This window comes from Henriciella marina DSM 19595 (assembly GCF_000376805.1).
GTDB classification, from domain to species: domain Bacteria; phylum Pseudomonadota; class Alphaproteobacteria; order Caulobacterales; family Hyphomonadaceae; genus Henriciella; species Henriciella marina.
Genome location: NZ_AQXT01000002.1, coordinates 1,575,299 through 1,594,163, shown reverse-complemented (window position 1 = coordinate 1,594,163; position 18,865 = coordinate 1,575,299). Strand labels below are relative to the sequence as shown.

Here is an 18,865-nt window from a genome sequence, read left to right as displayed (position 1 = left end):
CAGGTAAACACCGAAATTTCCGCCGCGCAGGTGTTGATAGTGAACAGCGTTCACAAAATGAACAGCTATTGCTAAGTGATGACAGTTCGAGTATGTTGACGCTGCGGGTCTTTGAGGGGCGAGGGGGCATGCAGGACAGCGAAATCACTCCGGCCGAGCGACGCCGTCTGCGTGTGCGCGGTGCGATCCTCGAGGCTGCCGAGCGTGTCTTTGCCGAGGAAGGGGAGGCAGGCCTCTCCATTCGTCGCATCGCCGATGAAATCGATTACTCCCCAGCCGCAATCTACAAGTATTTCGACTCCAAGGACGACCTCGTCGAGGTGCTGAAGGAGTCCTTTTTCGGCAGGCTTCTCGCCATCGTGCATGAGATGGCCGACAGGAATGAGCCTTTCGCCAATCGCGCCAGACGGTGCACGGCAGGCTATGTGCGCGTCGCGATCGAGAAGCCGCATCATTATGTCGCCGCCTTTTCCGGGGTTGCCAGTGAAAATGAAGCCAGCGCGCACCACGATCAGGCATTCGATCAGACAAATAAGGGCCAGGCTTTCGGCGTCCTCACAGACATGATGCGTGAGGGGATCGACACCGGTCATTTCAGGGCTGATCTCGATTCCGTCGACGCCGCAAAATCCGTCTGGGCCTCGATCCACGGCCTTGCCATGATGATCGCCCATCTTCCCGGCTTTCCGGCGACCGCGTCCATGCCAGCGGGAATGGACCAGAGCAGTTTCATCGATTTTCACGCAGACCTTGTCGTTCGCAGCCTCGAAGCGGGCGCAGGAGGAACAACATGACCGGATACGACCAAGATCGCACCGCACGACCAAGCTTCCTGAAAGGGCTCCTTTTTATCGCGGTCATTGCCATTGGCGTGGCACTGCTTTCGGTATTCGTGCTCAGCCAGCGTTCGAGTGAAGGGCCGCTGGTCATCAGCGAAAACCCCACACCGCTGAGTGTGGATGTCGTCGTTGCGAACATGCAGTCTTCGCTGGCCCTGGACGAGAAATTTACAGGCATCGTCCAGCCGCGCCGGTCAAGTGAGCTTGGATTCTCCGATGGCGGACGCATCGCTGCGCTGAACGTCGATGTCGGCGACCGGGTCACGGACGGCCAGATACTGGCCGTTCTGGATACCCGCGCGGTCCGCTCGCAGCTTGTCTCAGCTGAAGCGCAGGTCAATGAAGCCAAAGCCTCTCATGCACTGGCGATGAATACGGTCGAGCGCCAGCAGACCCTGCTCGAGCGGGGCCATGTTTCGCAGCAACGGGTCGATGAAGCGCTTGCGCAGGCGGCGACGGCAGATGCGCGGATCGAGGCGGCGCGGGCGCGGGCCGATACGCTGCGTGTGCAGATCGATCTTGCCAGTATCAGAGCGCCGTATCCCGGCATGATCACAGCCCGCAATTTCGATGAGGGCGCGATTGCGCCGCAAGGGGCGCCGATCTTCCAGCTCGTCGAGACGGGCGCGCTGGAGGCCCGTATCGGCCTGCCGGCGCCGCTCGCTGCCGCGCTCGAGCCCGGTGATATTTACACGCTGAGCACGGATATCGGTCCCGTTGATGCGCGGCTTCGATCGGTCACCGGTGTGATCGATGCTGGCCAGCGCAGTGTGACAACCGTTTTTGATATTATTGACGCTGCCAGCATTTCGGTGGGGGCTGTGGTCCGGCTGTCGGTTTCCCGTGACGTTCAGGAGAACGGGCTCTGGCTTCCGGTTTCGGCGCTGGCAGAGGGGCAGCGCGGTCTCTGGTCGCTTTATATTGCGAGCCCTGAAAATGATGGCTGGGTCGCCCGGCCGGGCCTGGTCGAGGTTGTGCAGACTGATGGCGACCGCGTTTTTGTGCGCGGGGCAATCGAAGACGGAGACCGAATTATCGTTGACGGGCTTCAACGTGTTGCCCCGGGCCAATTGATCTCGCCGCGGTTAGTGCCTCTGGCATCTGGCCTGGCGACTGAGGGATAGGGCTGGACTGATGCGCACGCTTTTCTATCGGCTCCCCCGGCTCAGCATTCTTGCCATTCTGATAATTCTGGCCGGTGCAATCGGCTCCCTGCTGACACTCGGACGCCAGGAAGACCCGACGCTGGTCGAGCGCTTTGGCTATGTGCTGACGACTTTGCCCGGCGCGGACGCCGAGCGGATCGAGGCCACGATTACCGATCCTATCGAGACGGCGATACGGGAATTGCCTGAAGTCGATGAAGTCCAGTCTGTCTCCCGCCAGAATGTGTCGCAGATTTCCCTCTCCATGGATGAGGGGCTGAGCGAAGCCGAAGTGGATGATGCCTGGACGCTGGTGCGGGCAAAGGTCGATGGCGCGCGTGCTAATCTGCCGTCCGGTACAAGTTTCCCGCAGATCGAGCGCCAGTATGTCGGCGCGTCGACCATGCTTGTCGGGCTTGTCTGGTCTGGAGAAGGAGAGCCGGAGCTGGCGGTCATGTCGCGGCTGTCGCGAAACCTGGCAGACCGCTTTCAGAACCTCTCCGGTACTGAGGAGACCGAAGTCTACGGCCTGCCGCGCGAGGAAGTGCGCGTGGTCGTCGATTCAGATGCACTGGCCGCGGCCGGTCTCAGCATGAATGACGCCGCCCGGCTGATCGGTTTGTCAGATGCCAAGGCCCCGGCCGGGCAGGTGCGCGGAGACCGGGCCGATGTGGGCATCGAGATTGGCGGCGCGTTTGACGGCATAGCGCGAATTCGCTCGGTTCCTCTGCTCCAGCGCGCCGATGGCAGTGCGTTACGCGTGGGGGATATCGCCGAGGTCCGCAAAGGCATCGAAGATCCGGCCAGGGTGATGAATTTCACCAATGGCCGCCGGTCCGTCGTCGTCAGTGCGTTCATCCAGCCCAATCAGCGCGTCGATCAATGGGCCGAACGCGCGCGGGCCGTGGTTGCCGAGTTCGATGCTGCCTCGCCAGCAGCGATTGATGTCCAGCTTCTCTTTGATCAAAGCGAATATACCGGGGCGCGCCTGAACGGGCTGGCGCAGAACCTTGCTTTCTCCTCCGTCATTGTCTTTCTCGCGCTCTTCCTCGTCATGGGCTGGCGCGCGGCATTTGTGGTTGGCGCGGCCCTGCCACTGACCATCGCGCTGGTCCTCATCCTGTTCAACGTCTTCGGTTATCCGTTGCACCAGATGTCGGTGACCGGACTTGTCATCTCGCTTGGCCTGCTGATCGACAATGCGATTGTGGTCTATGACGAGTACGATCAGGAGCGTGGGCGAGGCCACAGTGTTGTCGAGGCGATCGACATTGCGCTTAAAAAGCTGTTCGGGCCTCTCTTTGCCTCCACCCTGACGACGGCGCTGGCCTTTGCGCCGATTGCCCTCATGCCCGGCGCGGCGGGAGAGTTCATTGGCATGCTTGGTGTGTCGGTGATCTTCTCAGTGATCGCGTCCTTTGCACTTTCAATGACGATTATTCCGTTTCTTGCGGGCCGTTTCGACCGTGTCCGCAAGGTTGGTGAGCGCAAGAACTGGCTGCGCGATGGCATTTCGATAGATGCCGTGACGGACGGATATCGCTGGACGGTTGGCGCGGTGCTGAAATTCCCGCCGCTCGGCCTCGCCATCGGGCTGGTTCCCGCCCTGATCGGCTTTGCCCTTGGCGGTAGCCTGCCGGTTCAATTCTTTCCCCAGACCGAGCGCGACCAGTTTCAGGTGGAGATCAGCCTGCCAGCCACGGCGACCATCGGCGAGGCAGAGCGCGCCGCCCTGCGCGCGACGCAGCTGCTGAATGATTACGACAGTGTCGAGCTGGTCAACTTCACGCTCGGGGAATCGGCGCCGCGCGTCTACTATAATGCGTTCAACAACACGCAGGGCGTTCCGGGCTTTGCGTCCGGCTGGGTTCAGCTGACCGACAACCAGTCGACGCGCCGGATGGTGCGGCAGATACAGGATGAGCTGCGCCTTGAGTTTCCGGGGGCGCAATTCCTTGCATTGCCGTTCGAGCAAGGCCCGCCTGTGCCAGCGCCCATCGAGTTCAATATTCGCGGCGACAGCCTCGAAACGCTGAACCGTCTTGGCAATGAGACGCGCCGCATTCTGTCGGCGACGCCGGGCATCACCTATACGCAGGCCAGCCTGCAGCTGGGTGCACCTATCGTTACAATTCGCGCCGACGAGGCTGCCACCGCCATGTCTGGCGAAAGACTTGCCGGCCTTGCAAGTGATGTTCGCGCAGAGCTGGAGGGCGTGCCCGCCGGGTCGATCCTCGAGGGGATCGAGGAAATCCCTGTGCGTGTGATCGCAAATGCAGACCGCCGCTCGCAGCTGTCTGATCTTCGGGCGATGACAATTGGGGCTGGGCTAGATGGCGCCGGGACCCCGCTTGCCACGCTGGGCGACATCACGCTCGATCCCCAGACGGCGGTCATCACAAGACTGGATGGGCGGCGGGTGAACCAGATTTTTGGCTTCACCGAACCTTTCTCATTGCCGCCGCCAATCCAGGCACAATTTGCGGCCTCGCTGGAAGCGTCCGGCTTCGAGCCACCGCCGGGCTATGACATCCTGCTCGGCGGCGAGGCAGAGACCCGAACCGAGGCGATGACGAATTTGATGTCACTGGCGGTGCCGCTTATCATCATCATGGCGGGCGCCGTGAGCCTGGTCTTCAACTCATTCCGGCTGTCGATGCTCATCCTGCTGACGGGATTCCTCTCGGTGGGCCTCGCCTTTGGCGGCGTCTGGATGTTCAACCTGCCGCTTGGCTTTAATGCGATTGTCGGGTCGCTTGGCCTGCTTGGTATCTCGATCAACAGTTCGATCGTGGTCCTGTCGCTGCTGCAGGGGAATGCGGCGGCGCGCGCAGATGATGTGCTGGCACAGCGGGAAGTGGTGGTCGATGCCACCCGCCACATCGTGGCAACCACACTGACGACGATGGGCGGCTTCGTGCCAATCATTCTGGCCGGCGACGTCTTCTGGCTGCCGCTCGCGACGGCGATTGCGGGCGGTGTTGCCGGATCGGCCCTTCTGGCGCTCTACTTCACGCCTGCGGCCTACAGGCTGATGACGATGAAGCCGGGGCGGCGCCTCGTCGCCCGGTTGAGAGGACGGCGATACGAGCCTCTGCCGCATTCCTCATAATGAGGTCTCAGGTGCGCGAAAGCGTACGTATTTCCGGGCGGCTGTAACGGGCTGATTACCTTTCCTGCGGTAGGTGACACCAGACACTCAATCGTCTCCAACCCGGCGAGCCCAATAGACCCATGTCTTCTGATACTGCCCTGGACCTCTCTGAGATCGACCCGCCCGAATGGCGCGTTCTGGTCAATGACAATGTCTATGGGCCTTATACACTGGGCCAGATGCAGGGCTTTATCCGTGAGCGGCGGATTGGCGCTGGGACGCAGGTGGCCGAGGGTGATGGCGGAGCGTTTATTCCGGCGCAGGAACACCAGCCACTGGTGCAGAGCCTCAAAGCGAGCCTGCGCCCCTCCGTCGATGCAGAGGCGGCCGGCGAGCCGTCGAACTATCTCATCATCGCAAAGCTGACGGGGACGGGCGAAATGCAGCTCATCAGCGCCATCAACCGGCTCGGCAAGTTCGCCGAGATCATGCCGGGCGTCTGGGCGCTGCGGTCAACTGTGAAACAGGCCAAGTTGCGCGATCGCCTGAAGCAGACGGTCACCTCATCGGACCAGGTCATGATCGCAAACGCCTCGTCAGGCCGGCTGGCCTGGCTCAATCTTGGACCCGAAGCCGATGTTCATATCCGCCGCGTCTGGGACGCCAACGTCGACTAGGCTGGCTCTGCGATCTCTGCCGGGGTTGGCGCTGGAACACCCCGGATCATGTCCGAAGCTTTCTCTGCGACCATGATGGTCGGCGCATTGGTATTGCCGCCGATCAGCGTTGGCATGACCGACGCATCAATGACACGCAGACCTTCAACACCGCGTACGCGAAGCTCAGGGTCCAGCGGGGCCGCCTCGTCTGCCCCCATGCGTACCGTGCCAACCGGGTGGTAGATCGTTTCACCGGTCTCGCGGATGAAGGCGTCGATCTCGGCGTCTGTCTTGACGCTCTGACCCGGCATGATCTCGTCGCCGCGAATGGCATTGAAAGCATTCTGGCCAGCAATGTCGCGGCAGATCTTCACCCCTTCGCGCATGGCGCGGCGGTCTTCTTCGGTTGCCAGATAATTCGGATCGATGCGCGGATGATCGAACGGGTCTGCACTGGCGAGGGTGACGTTGCCGCGGCTCTCTGGACGCAGCTGGCAGGCATGGATGGTAAAACCGTCGGCTTTTACCTGCTGGCGTGCATGTTCCATCATGATTGCGTTGACGTAGTGAAGCTGGAGGTCCGGCCGGTCGAGGCCTTCGCGCGATTTCAGGAAGCCGCCTGCCTGCAGGAAATTGTCGCGGCCTGCGCCCTGTTTGCGCAGGAGGTAGTTGAGGCCGACAGCAATTTTCTTCAGCCCTGCCTGACGCGAATAGGCCGAGATTTTCTGGGTCATCTTGTGAATGACCGTGACATCGAGGTGGTCCTGCAGGTTTTCGCCGACCTGCGCGATATCTGCGACGACATCGATGCCGTGTTCGCGCAGCTCTGCGGCGGGGCCGACACCGGACAGTTTGAGGATCTGGGGTGACTGAACCGCGCCTGCGCAGATCAGGACTTCACGCTCTGCGCGCACGAATTCGGGTTCGGCGCCCTTTGCTGCAACGGTCTCAATGCCGATCGCGCGTTTGCCTTCAAACCGGACCTTCGAGACGAGGGCTGTCGACATGACGGTCAGATTCGGCCGGTCTTTCAGGACTGGATGAAGGAAGGCCCGCGCCGTGCTCCAGCGTTCGCCATCGTTGATGGTGCGCTGATAGGGGCCAACGCCTTCCTGGTCTGCGCCATTGAAATCAGGCGTGTAGGGATAGCCGGCTTCCTGGCCGGACTTGATGAAGCTGTCATAGGCGATGGAATCCAGCGGGCTGTCTTCCACAACGAGCGGGCCATCGCTGCCATGATGCATGTCGGCTTTGCCGCGATAGCCTTCCGACCGGCGGAAATAGGGCAGGACATCGGCATAACCCCATCCGCGGAGGCCCGACTGTCGCCATTGGTCATAATCGCGCGCGTGCCCGCGAATGTAGATCATGCCATTGATGGAAGATGAGCCGCCCCAGCCCTTGCCGCGCGGCCACCAGAGCTTGCGGTCATTCATATGTTTCTGCGGATCCGTATAGAAACCCCAATTGTACGGGCCTGCATCCTTGATAAGGCCGCCGACACCTGCAGGCATGCGGATCATCAGGCTCTTGTCCTTGCCGCCTGCCTCGATCAGGCAAACGCGGACATCGGGATCGGCGCTCAGCCGGTTGGCGAGCACACACCCAGCGCTGCCGGCTCCGACAATAATGTAATCAAATCTTCCAGAATCCGGCATGTTGTATCTCCCTCCAGGTGGGTTTCCTGTTTCGTGACGTGCGTGTCAACTTTATCGTTCGCATCAACCATTTGTGAAGACACCGGGCGTAGGATTTCGGAAGGTGCGCCATCGTCATGACGGCAGGATTCCAGGCCAGGAGGCCGAATTGGACGCTCTAAAGGAAAGACCCGCGCGCAAGCGCGCGGCAAGTGAATTGCGCAAGGACAAGCGCCGTAACAAACGTGTTTCGATTGCTTTGAGCGGCCGGTTTCTGGCCGAAGGCACACGCGATCACGGTGTTCTCACCCGAAACATTTCCTGTGGCGGCGCGTGCTTTGTCTCGCGCCAGAAACCTCCATTGGAGACCAGGATTGTCTGTTATCTCGACGATCTTGGCCGTATCGAGTCAGATGTTGTCCGCATGACGGAAGATGGCTTTGCCGTTCGGTTCAATGTGACCGCGCGCAAGAAGGACAAGATCGCAGACCGGCTGACATGGCTTGCCAACAAGAAACCGCTTGGTCTCGAGGATGACCGCGTCGCGCCGCGTTATGCCGCTGGCGGACCAGCCCTGGTAAGCCGCGCAGATGGACGCGTCCTGCAGTGCCGCACAATCGACATTTCGCTGACGGGCGCGGCATTTGAGTCCGAGGGGCCCGCGCCTTTTATTGGTGAGCTCGTCACGGTTGGCCATCTCAAGGGTGAAGTGGTTCGCACGCTTCGAAACGGCTTTGCGATCCGGTATATCCCCAAAGACCATGCGTCCTGATTGCAAGCTGAAACCTTGAAGCCGCTCGCCGCGTCATCCATGTGCTAGACCGAGAATAACTGGAAAGCTGCGATTATGGCTGACAATCCCGATATCGGCGCACCGCCGCCGCCATGGCGGCGTCTAAGGTTTGAGGCCAAGGCCGCTGCAGCCGATGAACCGGCGCTCGCAAGTTACATTGATGCAGCGATCCTCTCCCATGACACGATCTGTCAGGCGCTCGCCTTTCATCTGGCCGAGAAACTGGCCGGGCCGGAGATCGGGGCTCAGCAGGTGCGCCATGTCATCGCGCACTGCTATGATCAGGAGCACTGGCTGGTCGAAGCAGCCGAACGTGACATGCAGGCCGTTCTGGAACGTGACCCGGCCTGCCGCGGCATGCTGCAGCCCTTTCTGTTCTTCAAGGGATTCCTGGCGCTGCAAACCCAGCGCATTGCCAACCGGCTCTGGCGTGAGGGGCGTGAGACGCTTGCGTTTCACCTGCAGTCGCGCGCGAGTGAGCGCTTTGGTGTCGATATTCACCCAGCGGTAAAGATGGGCGCCGGCGTCATGCTGGACCACGCAACCAACATCACGATCGGCGAAACCGCAGAGGTCGGCGATGGCTGTTCCATCCTGCAGGGCGTCACCCTCGGCGGCACCGGCAAGGAGGTCGGCGATCGCCACCCGAAGATCGGGCGCGGTGTGCTTGTATCGGTCGGTGCCAAGGTGCTCGGCAACATTCATGTCGGCGATGAGGCAAAGATCGCCGCAGGCAGCGTGGTGCTGAAGGACGTGGCGGCCCGCACGACCGTGGCCGGTGTGCCGGCCCGTGTCGTGGGCGGCGAAGGCGAAGCGCCAGCGCGCAACATGGATCAGACATTGCCAGAATCCTCCTGAGCGGCTGGATATCGGCATGAGATTCGCATAGAACTTCCTGAACATGCACAGGGGGGGATGATTCCTCATGCTCAGACTGCTCGGCGGTTTTTCAATTGTATCGACGAAGATCGTTGCGACGTTCTTCATGGTAATCATCCTGATGCTGCTCGGGATCGTCTTTTTTCCGCGGCAGCTCAACCAGGTGAATGATGCAGCGAACTGGATCGCCAATCTCGATATAATCAGGAACCCTGACCTGCCGCAGACAGCCGTGGCGGTGTTCCGCAATTTCGTGAATGAGACGACGATCTTCGGTATCCTGATGACGCTGATCGCCCGTGCCGTCGTTGAGTTTATCGCCTGGATCTTTGCCATGATGTGGCGGCTCGCCAATCCTGTAAAAGACGATGACGAGTTCAAGCGCCGCAGCTTCGACCCGGCCGAAGACGTGCCACCTACCTATTCCAAGAACTGAGGAAATCCGCTCCCTCCCCGTTCCAGCGGAGCGACAATTGATATAGCTCTCTTCGCCAATACAGGAGACGATGATGAGCGAAGACCTGAAGAAGAACGAAACACAGCTTCTCGAAGCCTACCTCAAGAACAAGCTTAACCCTGAGATCCGTCTGGTGACGCGGTCGCAGACCGATGATTCGGTCGAGGTGTATCTTGGTTCGGAATTTATTGCCGTGATCTACAAGGATGTAGATGAAGGCGAGACCTCTTACCAGTTCCAGATGACTGTACTGTCAGAGGATCTGGGCGACTGAGCACCGCGCTTCTGTCTGCTGAGGGCCTCAGCAAGAAATTTGGTGAGACCCGGGTTGTCGATGAGGTGAGCTTTGAGCTCGCATCGGGCGAGACGCTCGCGCTGATCGGTCATTCAGGCTGTGGGAAAACCACGACGCTGAAGATGCTGAACCGGCTGATTGAGCCCGATGAGGGCGAAGTGCGCCTTGCCGGTATCAGCGCCTATGATATGCCCGCGCATGAATGGCGCCGCCGCATCGGTTTCGTCATTCAGAGCGCCGGGCTTTTTCCCCATCGCACAGTCGCTGAAAATGTCCTCGTTACCCCCCGCCTTCTGGGATGGGAGGAGACGCGCAAAGCCAGGAAGCTGGACCAGCTCCTGTCCATGGCGGGTCTGCCTGCGGCGACCTATGCAGACCGATATCCGGCCGAGCTATCGGGCGGGGAACGCCAGCGTGTCGGCCTGGCACGTGCGCTTGCGGGAGAGCCCGACATCATCCTCATGGATGAACCGTTCGCAGCGCTCGACCCGCTGACCCGCACGGGGCTTATCGACGACATTGCGCGGCTTCGTTCCGAGCTCGGCTTTGCTGCTGTTCTTGTCACGCATGATTTTGCCGAGGCCCTGCGGCTCGGGGACCGTGTTGCAGTCATGGATGGGGGCCGGATCATCCAGATGGGCCCGCCGTCCGAGCTTATTTCCAGCCCGGCGAACGACACGGTGAGAGAGCTTCTGGCCGCGCCGCGACAGCTGGCTGCCACGGTTGGGGACGCTTTCAAGGAACAGAGCCGATGAGCGGATTTCTGTCAGAAGAGCTTGCCGTCTTTCCGGCAAATTATGCAGGCCACCTTCAGCTTGCGCTTGGCGCGCTCCTGACAGGGCTCATTATTTCCATACCAGCGGGAATTCTGTCGGCACGGCAGACCTATGTGGCGGGTCCAGCCCTTGCGACGGCGAGTGTGATCCAGACCGTTCCGGGGATCGCGCTACTGGCGCTTATGGTCCCGCTCATGGGCGGCATGATCGGTTTCTGGCCAGCCTTTGCTGCGCTGTCGCTTTATTCCATCCTGCCGATGCTGAGGAATACGATCGTCGGCCTTGGCGGCGTCGACAATGATGTGCGCGAGGCTGCGCTGGCTGTCGGGATGACAGCGCGCCAGCGGCTTCGCGAAATCGATCTGCCGCTTGCGGCACCGGTGATTGTTGCAGGATTGCGCACCGCTTCGGCCTGGGTGGTTGGCACGGCAACCCTATCCACCCCCGTCGGGGCGCGCAGCCTCGGCAATTATATTTTCCAGGGGCTTCAGACCCGAAACTGGACGGCGGTGCTTTTCGGATGTCTCGTTTCGGCAGCGCTGGCGCTGGCGCTCGACCAGATCATCGCGCAGTTCGAGAAATCCGCGCGTGACCGAAAGCGCTCACATGCAATCGCAGGCGCAGTTGGCCTAGTGCTGATCATCCTGCCGGCGCTGACGGTATTTGTGTCAATTGGCCCGGGGACAGCGGGATCTTCGCGTGTCAGCAATACCGGCGAGACCAGCGCTGAGCTGCCGCTTGCGGGTCAGACGATCACGGTTGGCAGCAAGGGCTTCACCGAACAGTATATCCTGGCAGATGTTCTGCGCCGCACACTTGAGGCCGAAGGTGCAACGGTCCGCCCCCGTGATGGACTTGGCACAACGGTCGCGTTCGATGCGCTCGCCAACAATTCGATCGATGTTTATATCGACTATACCGGCACGGTCTGGGCCAGCCTGATGAAACAGGACGCGCCAGCGCAGCGCTCTGAAATGTATGCGCGGGTGACGTCCTGGTTGCTGGAGCAGGAAGGGGTTCTGGCGCTCGGCAAGCTTGGCTTCGAGAACGCTTACGCCTTTGCGACCAGTCCCGAAACGGCAGCGCAGTATGATCTTGAGACAATCGGGGACGTCGCGGGCAAGCCGCTCTCGGTCGCAAGCGATCCTGAATTTTTCGGACGTCCCGAATGGACACGCACCCGCGATGCCTACGGTCTCGACGCCCTGTCGATCCGCAGCATGGATTCGGCTTTCATGTATGACGCGGTCCGGCGCGGTGAGGTCGGCATGATCACCGCCTATACGACCGATGGGCGTATCGATGCGTTCGACCTTGTGCTGCTTGAAGACACGCGCGCGATCCTGCCGCCTTATGATGCCTTCATGCTTGTTTCACCGGGGGGGCGCGAAAACACCGCGCTCCTGAATATACTGGAAAGTCTTGAGGGTCAGATTTCGACCGAGCTGATGCGCAAAGCCAATTCGCGTGTCGATCTGGACCGCGATAGCGTCGCGGAGGCGGGTGCATGGCTCTACGGCGAGATAAATCGGGCAGGGGACGAGCGGCCCTCGCAATAATGACCAGTCCCAAAATGAAACGGGCGACCTTTCTGGCCGCCCGCTGATAATTATTCGACTGTCACCGAGGTCAGAGAACGCCGAGCATTTCCGCCACGAGCGGATGACGAACGATGTCCTGGCCTTCGAGATAGATGATTTCTGCATCTGACAGGCCAGCGAGTTTCTCCGCCGCCTGTGCCAGACCCGAAAGCGATGGCAGCAGGTCGGACTGGTTCGGGTCGCCTGTGACGGCCATGGTCGAGTGCCAGCCAAGCCGGGTGAGCAGCATCTTGAGCTGGGTATAGGTGCAGTTCTGTGCCTCATCGATGACGACGAAGGAATTGTTCAGCGTGCGCCCACGCATGAAACCGATAGGCGCAATCTCGATCAGGCCTTCGCCCATCATGTGTTTGAGTTGCTGAGGCGAGAGCCTGTCGGCAAGCGCGTCGTAAAGCGGGCGCAGATATGGCGCGAGCTTGTCTTCCATGGCACCGGGGAGGAATCCGATCTGCTCGCCTGCCTCGACGGCTGGCCGCGAAAGAATGATGCGGGCAACCTTGCCGGACTGGAGCGCTTCGACCGCCTTGCAGATGGCAAGATATGTCTTGCCGGTGCCTGCCGGGCCGAGCGCGCAGACCAGTGATTTGGTCTCAAGTGCCTTCATGAGGCGGGCCTGGTTTTCAGAGCGGGGTTTGACGGTTTTCTGATAACGCTGATCGCGCGGCGTATTCGGGTTGCGTACCTTGTCGGCATCATCAGGGTGCCAGCCGCCATTAATGGCGTATAGCCGTGCCTCCTGTCTGGATTTGCCGCCCATTTCACCGGGAAGGCCTACGGCTCCCATATCGGTTCTGGCTTTCTGACGCTTGGCTGCAGCACGCTTACCCATGAGGATCTCCTTTTCGGGCACAAAAAAACCGCCGGGCAAATTGCCGGGCGGTGACGAAGAACGCGGGAGAGACTGGCGCCAGACCCTGAAGGGGGCCCGGGCGGCGTAGGTGGAAGGAATGGTCTCTGGACCATCAGCACTTGCCTCGCGAATCTCAACACCATTAGAGATTACCAGTATTAAGCCGCGGTTAACCAGTCCGCTCAGGCCAATAAAGTTTTATGACAAAGGGAGCCCGCAATATGGCACTTTATGATCTCGATGGCGTCAAACCGGTCACACCGGAAAGCGGAAATTACTGGGTCGCCGAGAATGCGACGGTTCTTGGCCGGGTGATTCTGAAGGAGAATGCCAGCATCTGGTTCAATGCTGTCCTGCGCGGGGACAATGACCCGATCGAGATTGGCGAGAATTCCAACATTCAGGACGGCAGCGTGCTGCACACCGACCATGGTGTCCCGCTGACGATCGGAAAGAATGTAACGGTCGGCCACATGGTCATGCTGCATGGATGCAGTGTTGCTGATGGCACGCTGATCGGGATCGGCTCAACCATCCTCAATCGGGCCAAGATCGGCAAGAACTGCATTATCGGGGCACACTCCCTGATACCCGAAGGCAAGGAAATCCCCGATAACTCTCTCGTGATGGGATCACCGGGCAAGGTCGTGCGGCAACTGGATGAAAATGCCGCACAGATGATTGCGGCTTCGGCGCAGGTCTATGTCGACAATTGGAAACGCTTCAAATCAGGACTGACCCGGATCGACGGCTAGTCGTTGCTCGCCACCAGTTTGAGGCGAGGTTCGCTCTTGCGCGTATCAGGCGGGTAGATAGCGGTCAGGCGATGGCGCCAGACCGGTCGCCCGCGCAAGAAGGTTTCGCCGCCAAGCGATTGATAGAGGCCCAGGATCCGCGTGCCGGTTTCCTGGTGCGGCGGTTTTGCCAGCGGTGCCAGCGTCATCTCGATATCGACGCGTTCACCAGTCAGCGACTCGCCTCGTGCGCGAACAATACCTGGCAGTTTTTCCAGCGAAATCATCTTCAGAAGATGAGACAGCATTGCCCGGTCATGCCCGGTCCAGACACCAAGGAAGTCATGATCGGCCAGTTCGCGGCCAAGCGACGACTGGAGTTGAACACCCGCGGTGCGGAAGAGCCACTGGTCTTCGCCTTCCTGCTGGATCACAAAGAGACGCTCGATCAGGTCCGGATGATCCCGTGTCGTCGGGCCTGTCGGCACATCAGACGCAGCAATACTCATGCGCTGCCAGGCTGAAAGCAGCGTCTGGCTGTTAGGATGAAGTGTTCTATCGAGCATGTAAGCCTGCTTCTATTATCGTCAGTCAATCTGTTGAGCGTCTGTCGGCCGCCGAGCGGTCGCCCTCCCACTTCGCAAGCAATGGGCCAGTTCAAACACCGCCCTGGGACACCCGAATTTCCGTCATCGGAACATTTTTCGCGAATGAAGCGAGAAATGGCATGCTCTGTGCTTCTCCTCAGGGGAAGACCCACGGAGACACCTCATGCGCGTTTCAACACGACACAGTCTGTTTGCCGGCGCTGGCGCCGCAGTTATCGTCACCCTGTCAGGCCTTGCCTGGGCCGGCAGCAATGGCGGCGGCGGCTGTAACACCTGCAAGCCGACCCCGCCGCCGACCCCGACTTATAATGGCGGTGGTCATGGATCGGCCTGCTGCCAAGGCGGTAAGGGCCATGGCCTCAATGTCCCAGGCGTGAACGTCGCTGGTCCGAACATCACAATCGGCGGCACGAACGTGAATGTGAATGGCGGCAATTTGAACGTCTCCGCGCAAAGCTATCTGAATGTGACCGCAGGCGCTTCTGCGTCCAGCGAAGTCATTGCCTATGCAGGCGGCGGTGGTGGTTTCGGCGGCCCGGCCCCGGTCGGCGTCAGCTCGATTGGCACGTTGAACGTCAGCGGCGCTGAGGAAACCTATACCGACACCGTGACGGAGCAGGTGCCGACGACCGAAGAATATTGCGTCGATCAGGTCAGCTACCGCATGGCCTACCGCGCCGTACAGGCTGTCTGCATTGATGACATGGGCGCGCCTCACCCGGCCTCCCAGGTCGATGGCGGCCAGAATATTGCCTCTTCCTATAATGGTGAAGTCTTCCGCTGCCTTGCGGGCACACGTCTTCAGGTCACCCTCGGCAAGGTCGCAGACGGACATGCGAGCTTCGATCACGGCCAGACGATGGCCTGCTCCAAGGGCGAGGCCCTCGTGCACCGCCCGGGCGGCGATCTGACTTGCGCCCCGCAAACGCCTCAACGCGACTGTAACGAGCGCTCGCTCCTGCGCCGCTATGGCCCAGGCATCAAGGTGGTTGAAGCGCGCGTCGCCGAAGAAGTCTGCGTTCCAAAGACGCGCACCGTCATGAAAGAAGTGACGCGCGAAGTTCAACGTGTTCGTCAGGCGGCTGGCCGTGCCATGGTCTTTGATGGTGGCGTCGGCCAGGGCGTCTACTAGCGAAAATAGCTCAGTGTGGGGCCGCGTCTCTGACGCGGACTGGGAGAGACGCCGCGCAACATTTGCGCGGTGTTTTTCGTTCCGGTTTGTGCGCTGCACCCTGACGGATTGTTTAGTTAGCGACTTCCAGGGTTGCATTGCTGCATGGCGCTGCTAAAGGGGCAGAGAGTCCGTCTGAGGCTCATAAAAATAATAAAACAGACTTTTGGAGACGTTAGATGAGGTTCCTTCCCAGACCTTCCAGAAAGTCGCAGGCGATGAAGTTCTCGCTCTGCGCAGGTGTTGGCCTCGCCGCACTGATGACTACCCCTGTCCTGTCCGCATCGGCGCAGGAAACCGAGCAAGCAGACGATGGCCAGCGCCGTCTGAACGCTGTTGTTGTCGAAGCGACCCGTCGGTCCGGCACGACCGTCCAGGATGTGCCGGTTTCGGTGACTGCCTTCGACGCATCGCTTCTCGAAGACACAGGCGTCGCCCGCCTGAATGACATTGAGCAGATCGCACCATCGGTTCAGATTTCGCAGTCTGAGTCCGCAGCATCCGGCACGAGCATCTCGATCCGCGGCGTTGGTACCGGCTCGAACAATCCAGGCTTTGAGCCAGCTGTCGGCGTCCTGATCGATGGCGTTGTTCGCACGAAGACGGGTATTGCCCTCTCTGAAATGCCGGAACTTGCCAGCATCGAAGTGCTGCGCGGCCCTCAGGGCACGCTGTTCGGCCGCAACACCTCAGCCGGTGTTGTGTCTATCAACACGGCCAAGCCTCAATTTGAGCCTGAGGCCTATCTGAAAGCCGGCTTCGGCAACTACAATATGTATAGCGGCGAGGCGATGGTCACCGGTCCGATTTCGGACAATGTGGCTGTCCGTGTCGATCTTCTACGCCGTGAGCGCGATGGTTATATCGACGACGTGAACAGCGGCCGTGAGTTTAACAATCTGAACCGCTTCCTGATGCGTGGCCAGATGCTGTTTGAAGAAGGCGATGCCAGCCTTCGCGTGATCGCTGATTACGGCCAGACCAGCGAAGACTGCTGTGTCGCTGTGAACTTTAACCCAGGTCCACTGGGCGCAGCCGTCAATGCAGGCGCCGCGCGTCTCGGCCTGGTCGGTATTCCGACCGCCGATCCTGAAGATCTGAAAGTGGCCATTTCGCCAAACCGCGATGTCTCTGACGATGTCGAGGAATGGGGTATCTCGGCTGAGTACCGCAACCGCGTCTTCGGTGATGCGAACCTGACAACCATCACGTCCTATCGTGACTGGGACGCCCTGCGCGACCAGGACATCGACTTTTCCGGCATCGACCGCGCTTATCGCGACGGCACGATGATCGGCGACAAGACGTTCACCCAGGAAGTTCGCCTGCAGGACACCTATGGCCGGCTCGACTGGCTGGTTGGTGGGTTCTACATGAACCAGGAGACGAGCTATACCGACACGATCCGCGTCGGGACGCAAGCCAATCTCTATACCGACCTTGTGGCGTTCGGTGCAGCTGGCGGCCAGATCTTCGGCAGCCTCGACCCATCGGGCACGGTCGTTCCGTCCCTGCTTGGCAATATCAACCCGCTGACCGGCGCTCCTGCAGCACCGGGCACGCCAGGCACGGTGCCGTTCTTCGTGCCGGGCTTCCAGCCGGGCCAGGGTCAGGACACCGATGATTTCGAGCAGACGACGAACGCTTTCGCGCTCTTCACGCACAATGAAATCGAAATCACCGATCGCCTGACGGCGACCGTCGGTGTGCGTGGCAACTACGAAGAAAAAGAGGTCGAGTACGACCTCGATGGCAATGTCACGCCATGTAACTTCTTCGCAGCCCAGCCTGGCGTCGCAGTTGCTCTTGGCGATCTTGCGCTTCTTGTCTGTAACCCGGCCGTGAACAGTGAGTTCAGCGTTTCTGACTCCGACAAGTTCGACGAAACGACGGTCAGCGGCACAGCGAAACTCGCCTATGAGTTCTCGCCGGACTTCATGACCTATGCGTCCTACTCGCGCGGCTACAAGGCTGGCGGTTACAACCTTGACCGCTCCGGTTTCGACAGCGTGCTGTTTGGCGGCAATGGTCCACAGCCGACCGACCTGCAATTCGATTCCGAAACGGTCGACGCCTTTGAAATTGGTTGGAAATCAAGCTTCCAGGACCTGAATGCGACGCTGAACGGCGCCATATTCTATCAGGATGTGACCGACTTCCAGGAGAACCTCTTCACGGGCACGAACTTCCGGACCTTCAACTCTGATGTTGAAAGCTACGGCCTGGAACTCGACACATCGTTCGCACCGGCTGACGGCCTGACCTTCCAGGGCGGCTATGCCTATACGAAGGCTGAGCGGCAGGGCGACATCCTCGTGCCATCTGGCACCGGGGCACTGACGCTGCTGGCACCCGGCGGTGAGCAGCTGGTCAACGTGCCTGAGCATGTGGTGACGGCATCGGGGACCTATCTCTACCCCGTCTCCGATAACCTCGAAGCGCTGTTCCACGTGAATGCGCGTTACAACTCCGAGACCGCACTGTCTGTGACGTCAGCTGGCCTGACCGATAATGACGCGTATGCGCTCTTCGGCGCACGCGTTGGCATCCAGTCGCGCGATGGGCAGTGGGAGTTCTCGGTCTTCGGTGAGAACATCACCGACGAGTACTACAATATGCTCGCCTTTGGCGTCCCTGAGCAGACCGGCACCAATGCCGTCTATCCAGGCGTTCCGGCCATGTATGGCGCAGAGCTGAAGGTCAACTTCTAGGCTCTGACCCACATACCAGAATGAAAAGCCCCGCCAGTTCTGCTGGCGGGGCTTTTTTCTAGGGTTTTTTGCGCGCGATAAGGGCGAGGCTCGCCAGTATGAAACTTAGAACCTCGAAGCTTGCGAAGGCCCAGCCATTGAATGTCGGGCTGTCGCCAACGATGAGCGAGACGAGCCGGGCGAGCGTGTAGCCGCCCATATACACCACAAGCAGCCAGAGCGCTGGGCGCTCGTAGCGCGCTGGCATCAGGGCACCGGCAGCTGTCAGGCCGGCCGCCGCGAGGCTGACCCCACCAAATATGCCGCGCATCTCGAACAGCGCGTTCGGCCCGCTGACATTTACGTCGAGGCGGGAGGTCATGCCGATCGGGTCGATCAGCGACCAGAGCCCGAAACCGGTGAAGAGAATGGCGATGAGTGCGAGGAAAAGACGTGTAAGCATGAATGGCCATCTAGGCGGCGCGCGCAGATTGGCGAATCGAAGCTGTGCCGAGGCCAGCCAGCCTGATAAATCTGGGCTTATGTAAAACCCCTAGGGGGGGCAAGGCCTCCCTGATAGGCCAGGTTTTCCTCTGGCTGACTACCCAAATTATAGGCCCACGAATCAAAACCCCTG

At 60.2% G+C, this 18,865-nt stretch carries 17 protein-coding genes; 13 read left to right on the top strand and 4 right to left on the bottom strand.

What is annotated here, in order from left to right; translation table 11 throughout:
- Positions 1–128 precede the first annotated feature (128 nt).
- The 4 genes from F550_RS0107675 to F550_RS0107660 all read left to right on the top strand — a co-directional run bounded on the left by F550_RS0107675 (position 129) and on the right by F550_RS0107660 (position 5,755).
- Positions 129–794, top strand: coding sequence for a TetR/AcrR family transcriptional regulator (locus tag F550_RS0107675; RefSeq protein WP_018147953.1), 666 nt, complete (start codon positions 129–131; stop codon positions 792–794).
- Complete coding sequence (locus F550_RS0107670; protein WP_018147952.1) at positions 791–1,963, top strand: efflux RND transporter periplasmic adaptor subunit; 1,173 nt, start codon at positions 791–793, stop codon at positions 1,961–1,963. Before F550_RS0107675 ends, F550_RS0107670 begins: the two co-directional genes overlap by 4 nt.
- A 10-nt stretch (positions 1,964–1,973) precedes the next feature.
- Positions 1,974–5,096 carry an efflux RND transporter permease subunit gene (locus F550_RS0107665; protein ID WP_018147951.1) on the top strand — a complete coding sequence of 1,041 codons (3,123 nt, stop codon included), beginning with the start codon at positions 1,974–1,976 and terminating at the stop codon, positions 5,094–5,096.
- Between the two features lie 122 nt (positions 5,097–5,218).
- Entirely contained in the window at positions 5,219–5,755 is a 537-nt protein-coding gene (locus F550_RS0107660; RefSeq protein WP_018147950.1) for a DUF4339 domain-containing protein, read from the top strand.
- On the opposite strand, the gene F550_RS0107655 is transcribed toward F550_RS0107660, so the two are convergent.
- On the bottom strand, positions 5,752–7,395 hold the full coding sequence (locus F550_RS0107655; protein ID WP_018147949.1) for a choline dehydrogenase: 1,644 nt from the start codon (positions 7,393–7,395) through the stop codon (positions 5,752–5,754). The two genes, F550_RS0107660 and F550_RS0107655, sit on opposite strands and share 4 nt — an antisense overlap.
- A 148-nt stretch (positions 7,396–7,543) precedes the next feature.
- On the opposite strand from F550_RS0107655, the gene F550_RS0107650 reads away from it, so the two are divergent.
- The 6 genes from F550_RS0107650 to F550_RS0107625 all read left to right on the top strand — a co-directional run bounded on the left by F550_RS0107650 (position 7,544) and on the right by F550_RS0107625 (position 12,133).
- Complete coding sequence (locus F550_RS0107650; protein ID WP_156807867.1) at positions 7,544–8,146, top strand: PilZ domain-containing protein; 603 nt, start codon at positions 7,544–7,546, stop codon at positions 8,144–8,146.
- A gap of 75 nt (positions 8,147–8,221) precedes the next feature.
- Positions 8,222–9,025: a serine O-acetyltransferase EpsC gene (gene epsC / locus F550_RS0107645; protein WP_018147947.1), complete on the top strand. Its 804-nt coding sequence runs from the start codon at positions 8,222–8,224 to the stop codon at positions 9,023–9,025.
- A gap of 67 nt (positions 9,026–9,092) precedes the next feature.
- On the top strand, positions 9,093–9,482 hold the full coding sequence (locus F550_RS0107640) for a hypothetical protein (RefSeq protein WP_018147946.1): 390 nt from the start codon (positions 9,093–9,095) through the stop codon (positions 9,480–9,482).
- A gap of 73 nt (positions 9,483–9,555) precedes the next feature.
- Positions 9,556–9,777 (top strand): DUF3126 family protein, encoded by a 222-nt coding sequence (locus F550_RS0107635; protein WP_018147945.1) that lies wholly within the window; start codon positions 9,556–9,558, stop codon positions 9,775–9,777.
- A gap of 65 nt (positions 9,778–9,842) precedes the next feature.
- Positions 9,843–10,553 (top strand): ATP-binding cassette domain-containing protein, encoded by a 711-nt coding sequence (locus F550_RS17240; RefSeq protein ID WP_018147944.1) that lies wholly within the window; start codon positions 9,843–9,845, stop codon positions 10,551–10,553.
- Positions 10,550–12,133 (top strand): ABC transporter permease/substrate-binding protein, encoded by a 1,584-nt coding sequence (locus tag F550_RS0107625; RefSeq protein ID WP_018147943.1) that lies wholly within the window; start codon positions 10,550–10,552, stop codon positions 12,131–12,133. Before F550_RS17240 ends, F550_RS0107625 begins: the two co-directional genes overlap by 4 nt.
- 70 nt (positions 12,134–12,203) lie before the next feature.
- Here the strand turns inward: F550_RS0107625 and F550_RS0107620 are convergent, their stop codons facing one another.
- Positions 12,204–13,004, bottom strand: a complete 801-nt coding sequence (locus F550_RS0107620) for a PhoH family protein (RefSeq protein ID WP_018147942.1) — start codon at positions 13,002–13,004, stop codon at positions 12,204–12,206.
- 242 nt (positions 13,005–13,246) lie between these two features.
- Between F550_RS0107620 and F550_RS0107615 the strand changes: the two genes are divergently transcribed.
- On the top strand, positions 13,247–13,780 hold the full coding sequence (locus tag F550_RS0107615) for a gamma carbonic anhydrase family protein (protein WP_026180640.1): 534 nt from the start codon (positions 13,247–13,249) through the stop codon (positions 13,778–13,780).
- Here the strand turns inward: F550_RS0107615 and F550_RS0107610 are convergent.
- On the bottom strand, positions 13,777–14,325 hold the full coding sequence (locus tag F550_RS0107610) for a PAS domain-containing protein (RefSeq protein ID WP_018147940.1): 549 nt from the start codon (positions 14,323–14,325) through the stop codon (positions 13,777–13,779). The two genes, F550_RS0107615 and F550_RS0107610, sit on opposite strands and share 4 nt — an antisense overlap.
- Before the next feature lie 205 nt (positions 14,326–14,530).
- Here F550_RS0107610 and F550_RS0107605 point away from each other — a divergent pair, with 205 nt between their 5' ends.
- On the top strand, positions 14,531–15,499 hold the full coding sequence (locus tag F550_RS0107605) for a hypothetical protein (RefSeq protein WP_018147939.1): 969 nt from the start codon (positions 14,531–14,533) through the stop codon (positions 15,497–15,499).
- A gap of 218 nt (positions 15,500–15,717) precedes the next feature.
- Positions 15,718–18,249, top strand: a complete 2,532-nt coding sequence (locus F550_RS17235; protein ID WP_083910940.1) for a TonB-dependent receptor — start codon at positions 15,718–15,720, stop codon at positions 18,247–18,249.
- A 58-nt stretch (positions 18,250–18,307) separates the two neighbouring features.
- On the opposite strand, the gene F550_RS0107595 is transcribed toward F550_RS17235, so the two are convergent.
- Complete coding sequence (locus tag F550_RS0107595; protein ID WP_018147937.1) at positions 18,308–18,691, bottom strand: DUF4345 family protein; 384 nt, start codon at positions 18,689–18,691, stop codon at positions 18,308–18,310.
- Positions 18,692–18,865: the final 174 nt, after the last annotated feature.

What these genes read in the sequence shown, in the direction of transcription:
- F550_RS0107675 (WP_018147953.1), top strand. Translation starts at nt 129, where the DNA reads ATGCAGGACAGCGAAATCACTCCGGCCGAGCGACGCCGTCTGCGTGTG.
- F550_RS0107670 (WP_018147952.1), top strand. Translation starts at nt 791, where the DNA reads ATGACCGGATACGACCAAGATCGCACCGCACGACCAAGCTTCCTGAAA.
- F550_RS0107665 (WP_018147951.1), top strand. Translation starts at nt 1,974, where the DNA reads ATGCGCACGCTTTTCTATCGGCTCCCCCGGCTCAGCATTCTTGCCATT.
- F550_RS0107660 (WP_018147950.1), top strand. Translation starts at nt 5,219, where the DNA reads ATGTCTTCTGATACTGCCCTGGACCTCTCTGAGATCGACCCGCCCGAA.
- F550_RS0107655 (WP_018147949.1), bottom strand. Translation starts at nt 7,395, where the DNA reads ATGCCGGATTCTGGAAGATTTGATTACATTATTGTCGGAGCCGGCAGC.
- epsC (WP_018147947.1), top strand. Translation starts at nt 8,222, where the DNA reads ATGGCTGACAATCCCGATATCGGCGCACCGCCGCCGCCATGGCGGCGT.
- F550_RS0107640 (WP_018147946.1), top strand. Translation starts at nt 9,093, where the DNA reads ATGCTCAGACTGCTCGGCGGTTTTTCAATTGTATCGACGAAGATCGTT.
- F550_RS0107635 (WP_018147945.1), top strand. Translation starts at nt 9,556, where the DNA reads ATGAGCGAAGACCTGAAGAAGAACGAAACACAGCTTCTCGAAGCCTAC.
- F550_RS0107625 (WP_018147943.1), top strand. Translation starts at nt 10,550, where the DNA reads ATGAGCGGATTTCTGTCAGAAGAGCTTGCCGTCTTTCCGGCAAATTAT.
- F550_RS0107620 (WP_018147942.1), bottom strand. Translation starts at nt 13,004, where the DNA reads ATGGGTAAGCGTGCTGCAGCCAAGCGTCAGAAAGCCAGAACCGATATG.
- F550_RS0107615 (WP_026180640.1), top strand. Translation starts at nt 13,247, where the DNA reads ATGGCACTTTATGATCTCGATGGCGTCAAACCGGTCACACCGGAAAGC.
- F550_RS0107610 (WP_018147940.1), bottom strand. Translation starts at nt 14,325, where the DNA reads ATGCTCGATAGAACACTTCATCCTAACAGCCAGACGCTGCTTTCAGCC.
- F550_RS0107605 (WP_018147939.1), top strand. Translation starts at nt 14,531, where the DNA reads ATGCGCGTTTCAACACGACACAGTCTGTTTGCCGGCGCTGGCGCCGCA.
- F550_RS17235 (WP_083910940.1), top strand. Translation starts at nt 15,718, where the DNA reads ATGAGGTTCCTTCCCAGACCTTCCAGAAAGTCGCAGGCGATGAAGTTC.
- F550_RS0107595 (WP_018147937.1), bottom strand. Translation starts at nt 18,691, where the DNA reads ATGCTTACACGTCTTTTCCTCGCACTCATCGCCATTCTCTTCACCGGT.